This is a genomic window from Yersinia rochesterensis, assembly GCF_003600645.1.
GTDB lineage: Bacteria > Pseudomonadota > Gammaproteobacteria > Enterobacterales > Enterobacteriaceae > Yersinia > Yersinia rochesterensis.
Genome location: NZ_CP032482.1, coordinates 4017975 through 4036531 on the forward strand (window position 1 = coordinate 4017975; position 18557 = coordinate 4036531).

Genomic DNA, 18557 nt, shown 5'->3' on the forward strand with positions numbered 1-18557 from the left:
GGGGCAGATGTGAAGCCTTAAGACGTGACAAATCAGGCGTTAAATCACGTTTTCTTGCCTTATTGCGTTAAATTTATGCCAATGTTGCTAACAGCCGCTTCCCGTAGGTCAGATCGTAACCCTTTGATCAGATCCAAGTCGCGCTCTTCACAGTCAGCTAACAGGCGGAAAATCTCCCATTGAATGTCCCATTCTTCTTCAATCGCAGGTAAGATTTTCAGTTCTTCGTCGGTCATTTCTTTGCCAGCCAACGTCATTTCCAGCATCGCAACAGTGCGGATGGATGCTTCGCTGATAGCAATCGCATGTTCCAGTGTTTCGCCACTCAAACGCGAGTGAATAGCTTCACTTAATGCAATACATGCATCAATGGCCGGATAGACGCCGTAAATAGCATAGTCATCAGCGGAAGGAATTGCCTCTTCCAGCTTCTCTAACTGGCTATCAAAATTCACCTTGGCATCTTTTACGACCAATGTTTCCCAGATAAGATCCAGGATACGTCGATAAACGGCCGGATCACCAAACTCGGTTTCCAGACAAAATTGCTGATAGTTGGGATACATCCGCTCACACAAACAAGCCATGAAGGTCAGGTGTTGCCAACTTTCCAGCTTCTCGAGACGTAGATGAATCGGATTGCGTATCATTATGAGTTCTCATTATTCATTATCTGCGCGGCAGTGTACCCGAAATTAAATCATATCCCTATGCTTGCCAAGCAAATCAGGATTTTTCCGCACCCACCGTTGAAATTGCGGGCGGTTTGAGGCGATAGCATCAGCCCAGCGGGTCGGTTCGGGTAAACGGTAACCCGCCATGCAAAGTTGCACCCATTCCAACGCACGGCCCACACTCACCCGATGACCGGGCGAAATAAACAAAGGATTACAACGCGCTTTGCTGCGCCATACCCAACCAAGCTGTTCATCGGCATCCACCAATGGCTGTAATGCGCCATTATCGTAACCCAATGGCTCAAAGTGCCCGCACAGGCGGCTTTTGGCAACACCAATGGTCGGGACATCCACAAGCAGGCCAAAATGACTGGCACCCCCTAAACGGCGGGGATGCGCGATACCCTGCCCATCAACAAAAACCAACTGAGGCCGTTGCTGTAACTGTTCCCAAGCAGCTAATAATGCAGGATATTCACGAAAGGAAAGTAAACCGGGGATATACGGCAGTGAAGTTGCTACGCGGGCAACCTGATATTCCACCAGCTCCAACGAGGGATAACGTAAAATCGCGATAGCAGCGCGGGTTATCTCCCCTTGCTGCTCAAAACCCACGTCTGCCCCGGCAATAAAGCGCACGGAATCACTAGCAATATCATCTTGAAGACTAATTTCAGATGCCCGCTGTTGCTGTTCTGCTCGCAGCGCTTTGGTGTCTATCATCCGCCAACTTATCCTATAAACCGATTATTTTGGGTGATATTGCCGAGATAAAGAATGCACCGCTTCAACAAAAGCGCCCGCATGTTCTGGCGGGACATCCTGATGGATACCGTGGCCCAGGTTAAAGACATGCCCATCACCCTGCCCAAAACTGGCCAGAATCGTGCTGACTTCTTCCTCAATACGCGCCGGGGGGGCATAAAGAACGGAAGGGTCCATATTACCTTGCAGAGCAACTTTATCACCCACTCGGCGGCGCGCGTCGGCGATATCTGTGGTCCAATCCAGCCCCAATGCATCACAGCCGGTCGCGGCCATCGCTTCTAACCATTGCCCACCGCCTTTGGTGAACAAAGTGACCGGAACCCGCCGTCCGTCGTTTTCGCGGATCAGGCCATCAACAATTTTATGCATATAATTCAAGGAGAATTCAGCATAATCACGCCCGGTTAGCACCCCGCCCCAGGTATCAAAGATCATCACGGATTGTGCGCCAGCTTTGATTTGAGCATTGAGATACAAAATGACACTGTCAGCCAGTTTATCCAGCAGCAGATGCAGAGTCTGCGGCTCGGCATACATCATTTTCTTCAGTTTAGTGAAAGCCTTACTGCTGCCGCCCTCGACCATATAGGTCGCCAGAGTCCATGGGCTACCGGAGAAACCAATTAATGGCACCGCACCGGCCAACTCACGGCGAATGGTTCTCACCGCGTTCATAACGTAACCCAACTCCTGCTCTGGGTCAGGAATGGGCAGTTTTTCAACATCAGCTCGGCAGGTAATAGGAGATTGAAAACGCGGGCCTTCGCCGGTTTCAAAATAAAGCCCTAGTCCCATGGCATCAGGAATGGTCAGAATGTCTGAAAACAAAATCGCCGCATCCAGCGGATAACGACGCAAGGGTTGCATCGTCACTTCACAGGCCAACTCAGCATTTTTGCACAGCGACATAAAATCCCCGGCAATAGCACGGGTGGCTTTATACTCTGGCAAATAGCGGCCTGCCTGGCGCATCATCCACACCGGAGTCACATCTACCGGCTGGCGTAGCAAAGCACGCAGATAACGATCGTTTTTCAACTCATTCATGATAAAGCTCCCTTGATTATCTGCGCGCATTGTAGCATGTCAGATAATACTTTCCTGTTGCGGCTAAAGGCGGTTTTTTAGCTACTCGCCCGCATCGAATTGCTCTTCGCGACATAATACGACGGTATCTTCAATCAGCCGGCGCGCCACGGTGCCTGGTGGCGGCAGTAATGGCAATTGGTCATAGCGATACCAACCGGCATTCAGCAGCTCTTTAGGATCGTGTTGCAGCTCACCGCTGTCATACTCCGCCATAAAGGCCATCATCAGTGAATGCGGGAATGGCCACGGCTGTGACGTCACATAGCGCAGGTTTTTAATGTGGATATTACTTTCTTCCAGCACTTCGCGGGAAACCGCCTGTTCCAGTGTTTCCCCCACTTCGACAAACCCGGCCAACACCGTGTTAATACCGCCACGATGGCGAACATGCTGCGCCAATAAAATTTCATCACCACGGCGAATGGCAACAATCACGCAAGGGGCGATTTGTGGATAATAACGTTCACGGCAATGATTGCACAGGCAAGCCCACTCGGTGCGGCTGGCATGCATTTGATGCCCACAATAGCCACAATAGCGGTGAGATCGATAAAACTCGGCCAATTGTACGCCGCGCCCCGCCAGTTGAAACAAACCGCGATCGACATCCAGTAATTGCCGCACTGACCCCATCTCGGTGGACATCTGTTGGCGGATCAGCCAAACCGCCTGCCCTTGCCATTCACCAATCTGCCGTGCGGTCGCGCCCTGTAATGACCAATTGGCCGCATTACCCTGTGGTAACTCCCCGTTTGGTAACCATAATTTGTTTTCATGGCTGACAATCCACCAGCCACTTTCTTTACCTGTAAGTTGTAGTTCCATATCGTTGTTGCACAACCTCGACTTCACTGGCAATCTAGAATCCGGCTTGTTACTTTTTTGTAACCCACTTTTACTTTTTCTTACTCACGGGGTCGATCATGCTCAACCGACTGGAAAGCCTGACTCAACGCGTTGGCGGCAGTAATGAATTAATTGATCAATGGCTTCATGCACGTAAAGAACTTTTAGTCTCGTATTGCACAGTGATCGGTATTAAGCCGCAAAAAGAAAAGCATACCCCGCTTAATGAAAAAGCGCTGGAGAACTTTTGTCATAATCTGGTGGATTATCTCTCCTCCGGACATTTCAATATCTACGACAGAATTATCAAACAGGTGGAAGGCGCATCCAGCCCGAAAATGGCTCTGACCACCAAAGTTTATCCTGCTTTGAAAAATAACACTCAAACTATCATGGCATTCCATGATCGCTATACAAACATTGAGATCGATGACGATAGCTGCACTGAGTTTCAACAAGCTTTATCCGATATCGGCGAAACCCTTGATGCCCGTTTTCGGCTGGAAGATCAATTAATTCAGTGGGCGGCTGAATCCTGGCAAGCTGCTCAGCCAGTGGATCAAACAGGGCAGGTAAAATAGCCCACAGATCTGTGCGGGCTTGTAGTTCTCATTCAACCTCAATACCCAAAGTAATTGAGATTGCAGGTAGGCAGCAAGTGAATGAATTCCGATGAGCTTACACAGGTAAGTGATTCGGGTGAATGAACGTAGCTAACACCGCTGCAATTTCAAGTAAGAAGGGTATATACTGAGGATTCTTGTCGGAGTGCCTAGCACCTGTTTTCTTAGGAAAACAAACGCAGGCTGAGACCGTTAATTCGGGATCCGCGGAACCTGATCGGGTTAATACCCGCGAAGGGAACAAGAGTAATTTATCGCTACAGGCCCGGAATTCACCTGACAGGTGGCTGCCGGTCACTGGCTAACATCGTTACTCCCGCCAAGCTCCAGACAAGCAATTTTCCCCTTAACCACATTGGCCTTTAAACCCATTGGTAGGAATTTGCTATGTCTAATAATACAATTGCTAAAGATTTATCACGCCCACGTCAGTCTATTCCACGTAAACAACAACGTGAACAAGCCCAAGAATTTATTGATACCCTGCAAGGGGTTACCTTCCCTAACTCCCAACGTATTTATCTGCAAGGCTCACGGCCCGATATTCAAGTGCCGATGCGCGAGATCCAACTCAGCCCGACATTGATCGGCGGCGGTAAGGACTCTCCCCACTATGAAGAAAATGAAGCCATTCCGGTGTATGACACCTCCGGCCCTTATGGTGATCCACGCGCTAAGCTGGATGTGCATGCCGGTTTACCCAAACTGCGCGAGAGCTGGATAGCCGATCGTCAGGATACCGCCGCGCTCTCCTCGGTCAGTTCTGGCTTTACCCAACAGCGCTTGGCTGATGAGGGCTTAGACCATTTGCGTTTTGAGCATCTGCCCCGCCCCAAAAAAGCCCTTGCGGGCCAATGTGTCACTCAGTTGCATTACGCCCGGGCAGGTAAAATCACCCCAGAAATGGAGTTTATCGCCCTGCGGGAGAATATGGGGCGTGAACGTATTCGCAGTGAAGTATTACGCCAACAGCATGCGGGGCAAGCATTTGGTGCGCATCTGCCAGAGAATATCACCGCAGAATTTGTCCGACAGGAAGTGGCCGCTGGTCGAGCTATCATCCCCGCGAATATTAACCACCCCGAATCTGAACCGATGATTATTGGTCGCAACTTTTTGGTGAAAGTGAACGCCAACATCGGCAACTCTGCCGTGACCTCTTCCATTGAGGAAGAAGTGGAAAAACTGGTGTGGTCAACGCGCTGGGGCGCGGATACCGTGATGGACTTATCCACTGGCCGCTATATTCATGAAACTCGTGAATGGATACTGCGCAATAGCCCAGTCCCCATTGGCACCGTCCCTATCTATCAGGCGCTGGAAAAAGTCAATGGCGTGGCGGAAAACCTAACCTGGGAAATGTTCCGCGACACCCTGCTAGAGCAGGCCGAGCAAGGGGTTGATTACTTTACTATTCATGCCGGTGTGCTGTTGCGCTATGTGCCGATGACCGCTAAACGGCTGACCGGTATCGTCTCCCGTGGCGGGTCAATTATGGCGAAATGGTGCCTTTCCCATCATCAGGAAAATTTCCTGTATCAGCATTTCCGCGAAATCTGCCAGATCTGCGCGGCTTATGATGTTTCATTATCATTGGGTGATGGTCTGCGCCCTGGTTCCATTCAGGATGCCAATGATGAAGCCCAATTCGCTGAGCTGCATACCTTGGGCGAATTGACCAAAATCGCCTGGGAATATGATGTGCAGGTGATGATTGAAGGCCCTGGGCATGTGCCAATGCAGATGATTCGCCGCAATATGACTGAAGAGCTGGAGCATTGCCATGAAGCGCCATTTTATACCTTAGGCCCCTTGACCACCGACATTGCCCCCGGTTATGACCATTTTACCTCCGGCATCGGCGCGGCCATGATTGGTTGGTTCGGCTGCGCTATGCTGTGCTATGTCACCCCCAAAGAGCACCTTGGTTTACCCAATAAAGAAGATGTAAAACAGGGGCTTATCACTTATAAAATTGCAGCCCATGCGGCTGATTTAGCGAAAGGTCACCCCGGCGCGCAAATCCGCGATAACGCCATGTCAAAAGCGCGTTTTGAATTCCGTTGGGAGGATCAATTTAATTTGGCTCTCGACCCTGAAACCGCGCGTGCTTATCACGATGAAACTCTGCCACAAGAATCCGGCAAAGTGGCGCATTTCTGCTCCATGTGTGGGCCGAAATTCTGCTCGATGAAAATTTCGCAGGAAGTGCGCGATTACGCCGCTAAGCAAGAAACAGCCGCCAGGCAAGAGTTGGCGGTGGTGCAAGAAACGGCGGCTCAACCTATCGAAGTTTTGCAATCCGGTATGGAGCAGATGTCCGCTGAGTTCCGCTCCCGTGGTAGTGAGTTATATATCAATAAATCACATCACGCCCCCGCCAGTCTGCAAGCGGAGGCGAATAATGAGCCAGTCTGATAATGCTTTATTTTCTGCTGAGAAAGGTTTCCCCGCCACCAAGCAGCGCCTTGGTCTGTATCCGGTGGTCGATTCCGTGCTGTGGATAGAGCGCCTGCTTGCGGCAGGCGTAACCACCATCCAGTTTCGGATCAAGGACTTAGAAGATACGCAGGTAGAACAAGATATTGCTGCTGCCATTGAATTAGGTAAACGCTATCAGGCACGCTTATTTATCAATGATTACTGGCGGCTGGCGATTAAACATGGCGCTTACGGGGTGCATCTGGGGCAGGAAGATCTGGAAGCCACTGATTTGGCTGCAATTCAGCAAGCCGGATTGCGGCTCGGGGTCTCCACTCACGATGAACACGAACTGGCGATAGCCAAAGCCGTCCGCCCCTCTTACATTGCATTGGGGCATATTTTTCCGACCCAAACCAAGCAGATGCCATCATCCCCACAAGGGCTGGCGGTGCTTAAGCAGATGGTCGACAACACCCCGGATTACCCGACGGTCGCCATCGGCGGCATCAGTATTGAGCGCGTCCCCGCCGTATTGGCAACTGGCGTCGGCAGTGTGGCGGTGGTCAGCGCAATTACTCAGGCCGATAACTGGCAGCAGGCCACCGCGCAATTACTGCATCTGATCGAGGGCAAGGAGCTGGCTGATGATAAACATGCATGAATTGAGTGACAGTGAATTCTTGCGCTACAGCCGCCAGTTATTGCTGGAAGATATTGGCCCTGAGGGCCAATTGAAACTGAAAACTGCCAGTGTATTGATTGTCGGCCTCGGAGGGCTTGGCTCCCCAGCGGCACTCTATTTGGCAGCGGCCGGGGTTGGAACATTATTATTGGCTGACGATGACCCGCTAGAATTGACCAATTTGCAGCGCCAAATATTATATCGCACCACGGATCTCGACCGAAAATCGCCCACTAACCCAACTAAAGCGCGGTTAGCCCAGCATCATTTGCAAAATCTTAACCCACAGATTGAAATTATCGCGTTGGAAACACGGCTGGCCGACCAAGCGCTGGCTGATGCTGTTGCTGGCGTTAATTTAGTGCTCGATTGCAGTGACAACATGGAGACGCGCCATCAAGTCAATGCCGCCTGTATTAAAGCACAAAAACCGTTAATCAGCGGCAGCGCCGTGGGTTTCAGCGGGCAGTTATTAGTGATTGAACCGCCCTATTCCCAAGGTTGCTATACCTGTCTTTATCCAGATAAAGAGCTACCGCAACGTAATTGCCGCACCGCCGGTATATTGGGGCCGGTAGTGGGTGTCATCGGCACCTTGCAAGCACTGGAGGCCATTAAAATGCTGGCTGGGCTGGCCTCTCCGCTCAGTGGGAAATTGCGCCTATTTGATGGTAAGCAGCAAAGCTGGAGCACCTTGCAACTCACGCGGGCGAAACATTGCCCTGTCTGTGGAGGCTCACGGTGAAGAGTAAACATATCAATATTGTACTCAATGATCAGCCGCTTGAAGTGGAATGCGCGATAACCGCTGCCATGCTGCTCCAACAACTGAACCGCCACCAGCCGGGTACCGCGCTGGCGATTAATCAGGTCATCATCCCGCGCGCTGACTGGGAAAAATGCCAGTTACACGCGGGTGATGATATTTTGCTATTCCAAGCGATTGCCGGGGGCTGACATGCTGAAAATCGCCGATACCACTTTTACCTCCCGTTTATTTACTGGCACGGGCAAATTTTCCACGTCTGAATTGATGTTAGAAGCATTGCAAGCCTCCGGTTCACAACTGATTACCATGGCGATGAAGCGGGTAGATTTACACGCCGGTAACGATGCTATTCTGGCCCCTTTGCGCCAATTGGGCGTACGTTTACTGCCCAACACCTCCGGCGCGAAAACTGCGCAAGAAGCTGTTTTTGCTGCACGTTTGGCACGTGAAGCTCTCGGCACCCATTGGGTGAAACTGGAAATCCACCCGGATGTGAAGTATTTGCTGCCCGACCCCATCGAAACGCTGAAAGCCGCCGAAATACTGGTGAAAGAGGGGTTTGTGGTCTTGCCTTACTGCGGCGCAGACCCGGTATTGTGCAAACGGTTGGAAGAAGTCGGTTGTGCGGCCGTCATGCCATTGGGCGCACCTATTGGTTCCAATTTGGGATTGCGCACCCGCGACTTTCTGCAAATCATTATCGAGCAAGCCAAAGTTCCGGTGGTGGTCGATGCCGGAATTGGCGCACCAAGCCATGCCCTTGAGGCCATAGAACTCGGTGCTGATGCTGTTCTGGTGAATACCGCGATTGCGGTTGCTCACTCACCGGTGCAAATGGCCCACGCTTTTCGCTTAGCAGTTGAGTCCGGCGAGTTGGCGCGTCAAGCTGGACTGGGCAATCAACAGTTTGATCAAGCCATTGCCACCAGCCCACTGACTGGTTTCCTTAGCCAGCTTGAGGAAGAAAATCATGTCTGAAGACTTCAATCAGCGCTGGCAGCAATTGGACTGGGATGATATCGCTCTGCGCATCAACAGCAAAACCGCCGCAGATGTTGAGCGGGCGATTAATGCCGTCAAACCAAATCGTGATGATTTAATGGCACTTATTTCTCCCGCTGCACTGGCTTATCTGGAGCCAATGGCGCAGAAAGCCCAACAACTGACCCGCCAACGCTTTGGCAATACGGTCAGTTTTTATGTTCCGCTCTATCTTTCTAATCTGTGTGCCAATGACTGTACTTATTGTGGTTTTTCAATGAGTAATCGCATCAAACGCAAGACATTGGACCACGCTGAAATCATCCGCGAGTGTGCCGCCATCAAAGCACTGGGCTTCGAACATTTGCTACTGGTCACTGGTGAGCACCAGGCAAAAGTCGGCATGGATTATTTCCGGCGTCATTTCCCGACTATCCGCAGCCAATTCAGCTCGCTGATGATGGAAGTTCAACCATTGGCAGAAGAAGAGTATGCGGAGCTAAAAACACTGGGATTGGATGGCGTGATGGTTTATCAAGAAACCTATCATCCGGCGACTTATCAGCGCCATCACTTGCGCGGCCATAAGCAGGATTTTCACTGGCGGCTGGCCACCCCTGATCGTCTGGGTCGGGCGGGGATCGATAAGATCGGATTAGGTGCTTTGATTGGCTTGTCGAACAGTTGGCGCACCGACTGCTACATGCTGGCGGAACATCTGTTTTATTTGCAACAAACTTACTGGCAGAGTCGCTATTCCATTTCATTCCCGCGTTTACGGCCATGCGCCGGGGGAATTGAACCCGCTTCTTTGATGAGCGAATCACAATTGCTGCAATTGATTTGTGCTTTCCGTCTGTTTGCCCCGGATGTGGAACTGTCGCTCTCGACCCGTGAATCGCCTTTCTTCCGCGATAACGTGATTCCGTTAGCAATAAATAATGTCAGTGCGGGTTCAAAAACACAGCCGGGCGGGTATGCCGATAATCATCCTGAGCTTGAGCAGTTTGCTCCTCATGATAATCGCACCCCGGAGCAAGTCGCCCAAGCATTGACGCTAGCCGGGTTACAGCCGGTGTGGAAAGATTGGGATAGCCATTTAGGCCGTTCCCTGCAATAGAATCTGGGTTATCATCCTGAAAATTAGCAAAAAAAAACCGCCCCGAAAGGAGCGGTTTTTACTTTGGTGACTGACAAAGGGATTAGCCTTTGTTGTTACCAAAACCGGCGTTGAGCAATTCAGCCAGGTTAGCAGTTGCTTCATCCGCGCTGACTTGCGGAACCACTGGTGCTTCACTCTGTGCTTTACGGCGCATACGATCCTGATGATAAGCGTAACCGGTACCGGCTGGGATCAGACGGCCCACGATGACGTTTTCTTTCAGGCCGCGCAGTTCATCACGTTTACCGGCAACTGCCGCTTCAGTAAGAACGCGCGTGGTTTCCTGGAACGAAGCCGCAGAGATGAAGGACTCGGTCGCCAAGGATGCCTTGGTAATACCCAGCAGGTCACGTGTGAACGTAGCCTCAATTTTACCTTCAGCTGCCAGCTTACGGTTAGCGATTTTAACGCGAGACATTTCTGCCTGCTCGCCTTCCAGGAAGTCGGTGCTACCTGCATCAACGATGGTGCCTTTACGCAGCATCTGACGAACGATAACTTCAATGTGTTTATCGTTTATCTTAACGCCTTGCAGACGGTAAACTTCCTGCACTTCGTTGGTGATGTAACGGGTAACCGCGTGAACGCCACGTAGACGCAGAATATCGTGTGGAGATTCTGGGCCATCGGAAACCACGTCACCGCGTTCTACAATTTCACCTTCGAACACGTTGAGCTGACGCCATTTCGGAATCATCTCTTCGTATGCATCGCTACCATCCAACGGTGAAATCACCAGGCGACGCTTGCCTTTGGTCTCTTTACCGAACGAGATGATCCCGCTGATTTCAGCCAGGATTGCAGGCTCTTTCGGACGACGTGCTTCGAACAAGTCAGCAACACGTGGCAGACCACCGGTAATATCCTTGGTACCGCTTGATTCCTGAGGAATACGCGCCAGGGTATCACCCGCACCAATTTGAATACCGTCTTCCAGCTGAACAATCGCTTTACCTGGCAGGAAGTATTGAGCAGGCATATCAGTACCTGGAATCAATACGTCGTCGCCTTTGGCATCAACGATTTTCAGTGCCGGACGCAGGTCTTTACCGCTACCGGTACGCTCTGCGCTGTCCAGTACTACCAGAGAAGACAAACCAGTCAGTTCGTCGGTCTGGCGTGTAATGGTCTGGCCGTCAACCATGTCGGCGAAGCGGATGAAACCGCTCACTTCGGTGACAACTGGCATGATGTGCGGATCCCAGTTAGCAACGGTTTCGCCGCCCTGGACTTCTGCGCCATCGCCTTTAGCCATTACCGCACCGTAAGGCACTTTGTAGCTTTCTTTAGTACGGCCGAATTCGTCGATCAGCTTCAGCTCAGTATTACGAGAAGTAATAACCAGCTTGCCCGCTGCATTGGTTACGAACTTGACGTTGCTCAGTTTCAAGCTGCCTTTGTTCTTAACCTGAATGCTGGACTCTGCTGCCGCACGAGATGCCGCACCACCGATGTGGAACGTACGCATCGTAAGCTGGGTACCCGGCTCACCGATGGACTGTGCTGCAATAACACCAACCGCTTCACCTTTGTTGATGATGTGGCCACGTGCCAGGTCGCGACCATAGCAGTTTGCACACACACCAAAGTCAGTTTCACAGCTTACTACTGAACGAACTTTAACGCTGTCGACGGAGTTTTCTTCTAACAGATCACACCATTTCTCGTCCAGCAGGGTGTTACGCGGAACAAGAATATCAGCCGTACCCGGTTTGATAACTTCTTCTGCAGTCACACGACCCAGAACGCGATCGCGCAGTGGTTCTTTAACATCACCACCTTCGATAACCGGGGTCATCACGATACCGTTATGGGTACCACAATCGTCTTCGGTTACGACCAGATCCTGTGCCACGTCAACTAAACGACGGGTCAGGTAACCGGAGTTCGCAGTTTTCAATGCGGTATCCGCCAAACCTTTACGCGCACCGTGGGTTGAGATGAAGTACTGAAGTACGTTCAAACCTTCACGGAAGTTCGCGGTGATTGGCGTTTCAATGATCGAACCATCTGGCTTAGCCATCAGGCCACGCATCCCTGCCAGCTGACGAATCTGTGCAGCAGAACCACGCGCACCGGAGTCGGCCATCATAAAGATGCTGTTGAAGGATACTTGCTGCTCGACAACGCCGTCACGGTTGACAACATCTTCAACAGACAAGTTATCCATCATCGCCTTGGCAACACGTTCGTTAGCCGCGGCCCAGATATCGATCACTTTGTTATAACGTTCGCCTGCCGTTACCAGACCGGATTGGAACTGCTCCTGGATTTCGGCAACTTCAGTTTCAGCTTCTTCGATGATCCCTGCTTTCGCATCTGGGATAACCATGTCATCGATACCTACAGAGGCGCCTGAGCGTGCTGCGTAAGCAAAACCGGTGTACATGATCTGGTCAGCAAAGATAACCGTTGGCTTCAAGCCCAGGATGCGGTAACACGTGTTTAGCATCTTGGAGATAGCTTTTTTGCCCAGCGGCTGGTTCACGATAGAGTAAGGCAGACCTTGTGGAACGATCATCCACAAAATAGCACGGCCTACTGTCGTATCAATGATGCTAGTACGCGTAATGCTTTCGCCTTCGGTATTACGAATTTCTTCAGTAATACGCACTTTTACGCGGGCATGCAGAGATGCCAGACCAGCGCGATAAATACGCTCAGCTTCTTTCGGACCAGTCAGTACCATGCCTTCGCCTTTGGCGTTAACACAGTCGCGGGTCATGTAATACAGACCTAATACAACGTCCTGAGAAGGAACGATGATTGGCTCGCCGTTCGCTGGTGACAGGATGTTGTTGGTAGACATCATCAACGCACGCGCTTCTAACTGAGCTTCCAGTGTCAGCGGTACGTGAACAGCCATTTGGTCACCATCGAAGTCGGCGTTATATGCCGCACAAACCAGTGGATGCAACTGGATTGCTTTACCTTCGATCAGAACCGGTTCAAACGCCTGGATACCCAAACGGTGAAGGGTTGGTGCACGGTTCAGCAGCACTGGGTGTTCGCGGATAACTTCATCCAGGATATCCCAAACAACCGCTTCTTCACGCTCAACCATCTTCTTGGCAGCTTTAATGGTGGTAGCAAGACCACGCAATTCCAGCTTGCCGTAGATGAACGGCTTGAACAGCTCAAGAGCCATTTTCTTTGGCAGACCGCACTGATGCAGGCGCAGGTATGGACCCACGGTGATTACCGAACGACCAGAGTAGTCAACACGTTTACCCAGCAAGTTCTGACGGAAACGACCTTGCTTACCTTTGATCATGTCAGCCAGTGACTTCAACGGACGCTTGTTAGAGCCGGTAATCGCACGACCACGACGGCCGTTATCCAGCAATGCATCTACTGCTTCTTGCAGCATACGCTTTTCGTTGCGCACGATGATGTCAGGAGCAGCCAAGTCCAGCAGGCGTTTCAGACGGTTGTTACGGTTGATCACGCGACGATACAAATCGTTCAGATCAGAAGTCGCAAAACGACCACCATCCAACGGCACCAATGGACGCAGATCTGGCGGCAACACAGGCAGCACGGTCAGGATCATCCACTCTGGCTTGTTGCCAGACTGTACGAACGCTTCCAACAGCTTGATACGCTTGGTCAGCTTCTTACGTTTGGTTTCAGAATTTGTTTCGTTCAATTCTTCACGCAGGATCTCGCACTCAGCTTCCAGATCCATGTTTTTCAATAGGGCCTGAATAGCTTCGGCGCCCATTTTCGCGTCGAACTCATCACCAAACTCTTCCAACGCGTCCAGATACTGCTCTTCAGTCAGGATCTGACGACGTTCCAAGTTGGTCATACCGCCTTCAATAACCACATAGGATTCGAAGTACAGTACGCGTTCGATGTCACGTAATGGCATATCCAGCAGTAAACCGATGCGAGATGGCAACGATTTCAGGAACCAGATGTGCGCAGTTGGAGAAGCCAGTTCGATGTGACCCATACGCTCACGGCGTACTTTGGTTTGAGTCACTTCAACGCCGCATTTCTCACAAATAACACCGCGGTGTTTCAAACGCTTGTACTTACCGCACAGGCATTCGTAATCTTTTACTGGGCCAAAGATACGGGCACAGAAAAGGCCGTCACGTTCTGGTTTGAACGTACGGTAGTTAATGGTTTCCGGCTTTTTAACTTCGCCGAACGACCATGAACGGATCATGTCTGGCGATGCCAGAGCAATTTTGATCGCATCAAACTCTTCGGTCTTAGTTTGCGCTTTCAGAAACTTTAATAAGTCTTTCACGGATTGGCTCCTGTCGGAGTTAGACCTGATAGGCGCTCAAATCGAAATTTGAGCGCCCCTGTGACCAGTACGAACCACCAGCAGACTCCCGGCTGTCAAAGTCTGCTGTCTGGAGAAGAATTACTCTTCTTCCAGCTCGATATTGATGCCCAGCGAGCGGATTTCTTTCAACAATACGTTGAAGGACTCCGGCATGCCTGGTTCCATACGGTGATCGCCATCCACGATGTTTTTGTACATCTTGGTACGGCCGTTTACATCGTCGGACTTGACGGTAAGCATTTCCTGCAATGTGTACGCGGCGCCATAAGCTTCCAACGCCCACACTTCCATCTCACCGAAGCGCTGACCACCGAACTGAGCCTTACCACCCAGCGGCTGCTGAGTAACCAAGCTGTAAGAACCGGTAGAACGCGCATGCATCTTGTCATCAACCAAGTGGTTCAGTTTCAGCATATACATGTAGCCGACAGTAACCTGGCGTTCGAACTGTTCACCGGTACGGCCGTCAAACAGAGTAATCTGACCAGAAGTTGGCAGGCCACCCAGCTGTAACAGTTCCTTGATTTCTTTCTCTGTCGCACCATCGAACACTGGTGTTGCGATTGGCATACCTTTTTTCAGGTTCTCAGCCAGACGCAATACTTCGTCATCGGTGAAGGTGCTCAGATCAACTTTCTGACAAACGTTGTCGCCCAGATCGTAGGCTTTCTGGATAAACTCACGCAGTTTGGCAACTTCTTCCTGCTTCTTCAGCATGGCGTTGATTTTCTCGCCGATGCCTTTCGCTGCCATCCCTAAGTGGGTTTCCAAAATCTGACCGATGTTCATACGCGATGGTACGCCCAGCGGGTTCAGAACGATGTCTACCGGCGTACCGTTTTCATCGTAAGGCATATCTTCGATCGGGTTAATCTTGGAGATAACACCTTTGTTACCGTGACGACCGGCCATCTTGTCACCCGGTTGAATCTGACGTTTAACCGCCAGATACACCTTGACGATCTTCAGCACGCCTGGTGCCAAATCATCACCTTGGGTGATCTTACGACGCTTGGCATCCATCTTCTTCTCGAATTCGGATTTCATTTCGTCGTACTGCTCTGCCAACTGTTCCAGCTGGTTTTGCTTGTCTTCGTCGGTCAGGCCAAGTTCCAGCCAGCGATCACGTGGTAATTTGCTCAGCTTGTCAGCTTCGATGCCACCAGAAACCAGTACTGCATGGATACGTGCAAACAGGCCCGCTTCCAGGATCTGCAACTCTTCAGTCAGGTCTTTCTTGGCCTGCTTCAGTTGCATCTCTTCGATTTCCAACGCACGTTTGTCTTTTTCTACGCCATCGCGAGTAAAGACTTGTACGTCAATAACCGTACCGGAAACACCGTTTGGTACACGCAGAGAAGAGTCTTTAACGTCAGACGCTTTCTCACCGAAGATCGCACGTAACAGTTTCTCTTCTGGCGTCAGCTGGGTTTCACCTTTAGGTGTTACCTTACCAACCAGAATGTCACCGCCAGTCACTTCAGCACCGATATAGACGATACCGGATTCATCCAGTTTGGAGAGTGCAGCTTCACCCACGTTCGGGATATCGGCAGTAATCTCTTCTGGCCCCAGCTTGGTGTCACGAGACACACATGCCAGTTCTTGAATATGAATGGTAGTGAAGCGATCTTCTTGCACCACGCGCTCGGAGACCAAGATGGAGTCTTCGAAGTTGTAACCGTTCCAAGGCATGAAGGCTACGCGCATGTTCTGACCCAATGCCAGTTCGCCCAGGTCTGTTGATGGGCCATCTGCCAGCACGTCACCGCGCTCGATTGGCTCACCCAGATTCACACACGGCATCTGATTGATACAGGTGTTCTGGTTAGAACGGGTGTATTTGGTCAGGTTATAAATATCAATACCTGCTTCGCCCGGATACATTTCGTCTTCGTTAACTTTAATCACGATACGAGATGCATCTACATACTGAACAGTACCGCCACGCTTGGCTACAGAAGTTACCCCTGAGTCAACCGCTACTGCACGTTCCATACCAGTACCCACCAACGGCTTATCAGCACGCAGAGTAGGAACCGCCTGACGTTGCATGTTCGCACCCATCAAGGCACGGTTGGCGTCATCGTGTTCCAAGAATGGAATCAGAGAAGCACCAACGGATACGATCTGCTGGGTAGATACGTCCATATAGTCAACTTGATCGCGGCTAAATAGGCTAGATTCGCCTTTGCTACGACAAGTGACCAAGTCTTCCAAGAAGCGGCCTTCATCATCCAAGTTGGAGTTCGCCTGAGCGATAACGAAGTTGCCTTCTTCAATAGCAGACAAATAGTTAATTTCATCGGTCACCACACCATCACGTACGCGACGATAAGGTGTTTCCAAGAAACCATACTCGTTGGTCTGTGCGTACACAGACAAGGAGTTGATCAGACCGATGTTTGGACCTTCTGGCGTTTCGATTGGGCATACACGACCGTAGTGAGTCGGGTGTACGTCTCGAACTTCAAAGCCAGCACGTTCACGGGTCAAACCACCCGGGCCCAATGCAGAGATACGGCGTTTATGCGTAATCTCGGACAACGGGTTGTTCTGGTCCATAAATTGTGACAACTGGCTGGAACCAAAGAACTCTTTCACCGCAGCCGAAATAGGCTTAGCGTTGATCATGTCCTGAGGCATCAGTGTGTCGAGGTCGCCCAGAGACAAACGCTCTTTAACTGCACGCTCAACACGAACCAGACCTACACGGAACTGGTTTTCAGCCATTTCACCAACGGAACGAATACGACGGTTGCCTAAGTGGTCGATATCATCCACTTCGCCTTTACCGTTACGGATATCGATGAGCTTCTTCATCACTTCTGTGATGTCTTCTTTGCTCAGGATACCGGAACCTTCGATCTCGTCACGCAGCAGTGAACGGTTGAACTTCATCCGGCCAACCGCAGACAAATCGTAGCGGTCTTCAGAGAAGAACAGGTTCTCAAACAGATTTTCAGCTGCTTCACGTGTTGGTGGCTCACCAGGACGCATCATGCGGTAGATCTCAACCAAAGCGCTCAGACGGTCACTGGTTGGGTCAACACGCAGGGTCTCGGAGATATAAGCACCGTGATCCAGGTCGTTGGTGAACAATGTTTCGATTTGCTTGTGGCCAGACTGGCTCAACTTAGCCAGCAAATCCAGTGACAGCTCCATGTTGGCTGCACAGATTAGCTCACCAGTGTTCTCATCAATGTAGTCTTTTGCGACCACTTTACCGGCAATGTATTCAACCGGAACTTCGATGCGATCAATACCGTCTTTTTCAAGCTGGCGAATATGACGTGCAGTAATACGACGCGCTTTCTCGACGTAAACTTTGCCATTCGCTTCAATATCAAAGGATGCCGTTTCACCGCGCAGGCGCTCTGGAACCAATTCCATCTGCAGCTTGTTGTCACGAATCTCAAAGACCACTTTGTCAAAGAACAGATCAAGGATCTGTGTTGTGGTGAAACTCAATGCACGCAGAATGATGGTTGCCGGCAACTTACGACGACGGTCAATACGGACAAACAGGTTGTCTTTCGGGTCAAACTCGAAATCTAACCATGAACCGCGGTAAGGGATGATACGTGCGTTATACAGCACTTTACCCGAGGAATGGGTTTTACCCTTATCGCTGTCAAAGAATACGCCAGGACTACGGTGCAGCTGAGATACGATAACCCTCTCAGTACCGTTAATGACAAAGGTACCGTTTTCGGTCATGAGTGGAATTTCACCCATGTAGACTTCTTGTTCTTTGATGTCTTTAACCGTACCTTCCGGAGCTTCGCGCTCATAGATTACCAGGCGCAATTTAACGCGCAGCGGTGCGGAATAAGTCACACCACGGATCTGGCACTCTTTAACGTCAAATACTGGCTCACCAAGACGGTAGCTAACGTATTGCAGCTCCGAATTGCCGCTGTAGCTCTGGATTGGAAACACAGAACGGAATGCTGCTTCCAGGCCGTGCTGTCCTTCAGGATCTTGCTCGATAAACTTCTGGAACGAGTCAAGTTGGATAGAAAGGAGATAAGGTATGTCCAAAACTTGTGGACGTTTACCAAAATCCTTACGAATACGTTTTTTCTCGGTATAGGAGTAAACCATAGGGTTCCTCAGCTCGCTGATCAGTGACCCACTCTGTCCGCCCTAATAAAAATAGGACAGGTCATGCAACACTATTATTTAGAATGAGAAGTCGAAACACTTCTCGGAATACTCTTTTCTATCACT

General features: G+C 50.7%; 13 protein-coding genes and 1 riboswitch. Of the genes, 7 read left to right on the plus strand and 6 right to left on the minus strand.

What is annotated here, in order from left to right; translation table 11 throughout:
- Positions 1–59: 59 nt before the first annotated feature.
- The 4 genes from DXZ79_RS18650 to nudC all read right to left on the minus strand — a co-directional run bounded on the left by DXZ79_RS18650 (position 60) and on the right by nudC (position 3359).
- The gene (locus DXZ79_RS18650; RefSeq protein ID WP_038638459.1) at positions 60–650 is read right to left on the minus strand and encodes a YjaG family protein; all 591 of its coding nucleotides are present in this window, start codon (positions 648–650) and stop codon (positions 60–62) included.
- Positions 651–695: 45 nt separating this feature from the next.
- Positions 696–1400: a deoxyribonuclease V gene (gene nfi, locus DXZ79_RS18655; RefSeq protein WP_120011539.1), complete on the minus strand. Its 705-nt coding sequence runs from the start codon at positions 1398–1400 to the stop codon at positions 696–698.
- 24 nt (positions 1401–1424) lie between these two features.
- Positions 1425–2492: a uroporphyrinogen decarboxylase gene (gene hemE, locus DXZ79_RS18660; RefSeq protein WP_038639998.1), complete on the minus strand. Its 1068-nt coding sequence runs from the start codon at positions 2490–2492 to the stop codon at positions 1425–1427.
- Between the two features lie 81 nt (positions 2493–2573).
- Positions 2574–3359, minus strand: a complete 786-nt coding sequence (nudC, locus tag DXZ79_RS18665) for an NAD(+) diphosphatase (protein WP_038638453.1) — start codon at positions 3357–3359, stop codon at positions 2574–2576.
- Positions 3360–3457: 98 nt separating this feature from the next.
- Between nudC and DXZ79_RS18670 the strand changes: the two genes are divergently transcribed.
- The 7 genes from DXZ79_RS18670 to thiH all read left to right on the plus strand — a co-directional run bounded on the left by DXZ79_RS18670 (position 3458) and on the right by thiH (position 9979).
- On the plus strand, positions 3458–3961 hold the full coding sequence (locus DXZ79_RS18670; RefSeq protein ID WP_038638450.1) for an Rsd/AlgQ family anti-sigma factor: 504 nt from the start codon (positions 3458–3460) through the stop codon (positions 3959–3961).
- A gap of 173 nt (positions 3962–4134) precedes the next feature.
- Positions 4135–4260, plus strand: a riboswitch (TPP riboswitch).
- A 130-nt stretch (positions 4261–4390) separates the two neighbouring features.
- The gene (gene thiC, locus DXZ79_RS18675; protein ID WP_050292124.1) at positions 4391–6421 is read left to right on the plus strand and encodes a phosphomethylpyrimidine synthase ThiC; all 2031 of its coding nucleotides are present in this window, start codon (positions 4391–4393) and stop codon (positions 6419–6421) included.
- Entirely contained in the window at positions 6408–7088 is a 681-nt protein-coding gene (thiE, locus tag DXZ79_RS18680; RefSeq protein ID WP_050292126.1) for a thiamine phosphate synthase, read from the plus strand. Before thiC ends, thiE begins: the two co-directional genes overlap by 14 nt.
- Positions 7072–7854, plus strand: a complete 783-nt coding sequence (locus tag DXZ79_RS18685) for a HesA/MoeB/ThiF family protein (RefSeq protein WP_038638441.1) — start codon at positions 7072–7074, stop codon at positions 7852–7854. Before thiE ends, DXZ79_RS18685 begins: the two co-directional genes overlap by 17 nt.
- Positions 7851–8066 carry a sulfur carrier protein ThiS gene (gene thiS, locus DXZ79_RS18690; RefSeq protein WP_050292127.1) on the plus strand — a complete coding sequence of 72 codons (216 nt, stop codon included), beginning with the start codon at positions 7851–7853 and terminating at the stop codon, positions 8064–8066. Before DXZ79_RS18685 ends, thiS begins: the two co-directional genes overlap by 4 nt.
- Before the next feature lies 1 nt (position 8067).
- Entirely contained in the window at positions 8068–8856 is a 789-nt protein-coding gene (locus DXZ79_RS18695) for a thiazole synthase (RefSeq protein WP_038638434.1), read from the plus strand.
- The gene (thiH, locus tag DXZ79_RS18700; RefSeq protein WP_120011540.1) at positions 8849–9979 is read left to right on the plus strand and encodes a 2-iminoacetate synthase ThiH; all 1131 of its coding nucleotides are present in this window, start codon (positions 8849–8851) and stop codon (positions 9977–9979) included. Before DXZ79_RS18695 ends, thiH begins: the two co-directional genes overlap by 8 nt.
- An 82-nt stretch (positions 9980–10061) precedes the next feature.
- Here the strand turns inward: thiH and rpoC are convergent, their stop codons facing one another.
- Both rpoC and rpoB read right to left on the minus strand, forming a co-directional pair.
- Entirely contained in the window at positions 10062–14282 is a 4221-nt protein-coding gene (rpoC, locus tag DXZ79_RS18705) for a DNA-directed RNA polymerase subunit beta' (RefSeq protein WP_038638427.1), read from the minus strand.
- 120 nt (positions 14283–14402) lie between these two features.
- Positions 14403–18431, minus strand: a complete 4029-nt coding sequence (gene rpoB / locus DXZ79_RS18710) for a DNA-directed RNA polymerase subunit beta (protein ID WP_038638424.1) — start codon at positions 18429–18431, stop codon at positions 14403–14405.
- Positions 18432–18557: the final 126 nt, after the last annotated feature.

Bases quoted from the DNA above. Each gene is read 5' to 3' on its own strand.
- nfi (WP_120011539.1), bottom strand. From the start codon at position 1,400: ATGATAGACACCAAAGCGCTGCGAGCAGAACAGCAACAGCGGGCATCT.
- DXZ79_RS18670 (WP_038638450.1), top strand. From the start codon at position 3,458: ATGCTCAACCGACTGGAAAGCCTGACTCAACGCGTTGGCGGCAGTAAT.
- thiC (WP_050292124.1), top strand. From the start codon at position 4,391: ATGTCTAATAATACAATTGCTAAAGATTTATCACGCCCACGTCAGTCT.
- nudC (WP_038638453.1), bottom strand. From the start codon at position 3,359: ATGGAACTACAACTTACAGGTAAAGAAAGTGGCTGGTGGATTGTCAGC.
- thiE (WP_050292126.1), top strand. From the start codon at position 6,408: ATGAGCCAGTCTGATAATGCTTTATTTTCTGCTGAGAAAGGTTTCCCC.
- DXZ79_RS18685 (WP_038638441.1), top strand. From the start codon at position 7,072: ATGATAAACATGCATGAATTGAGTGACAGTGAATTCTTGCGCTACAGC.
- thiH (WP_120011540.1), top strand. From the start codon at position 8,849: ATGTCTGAAGACTTCAATCAGCGCTGGCAGCAATTGGACTGGGATGAT.
- DXZ79_RS18695 (WP_038638434.1), top strand. From the start codon at position 8,068: ATGCTGAAAATCGCCGATACCACTTTTACCTCCCGTTTATTTACTGGC.
- hemE (WP_038639998.1), bottom strand. From the start codon at position 2,492: ATGAATGAGTTGAAAAACGATCGTTATCTGCGTGCTTTGCTACGCCAG.
- rpoB (WP_038638424.1), bottom strand. From the start codon at position 18,431: ATGGTTTACTCCTATACCGAGAAAAAACGTATTCGTAAGGATTTTGGT.
- DXZ79_RS18650 (WP_038638459.1), bottom strand. From the start codon at position 650: ATGATACGCAATCCGATTCATCTACGTCTCGAGAAGCTGGAAAGTTGG.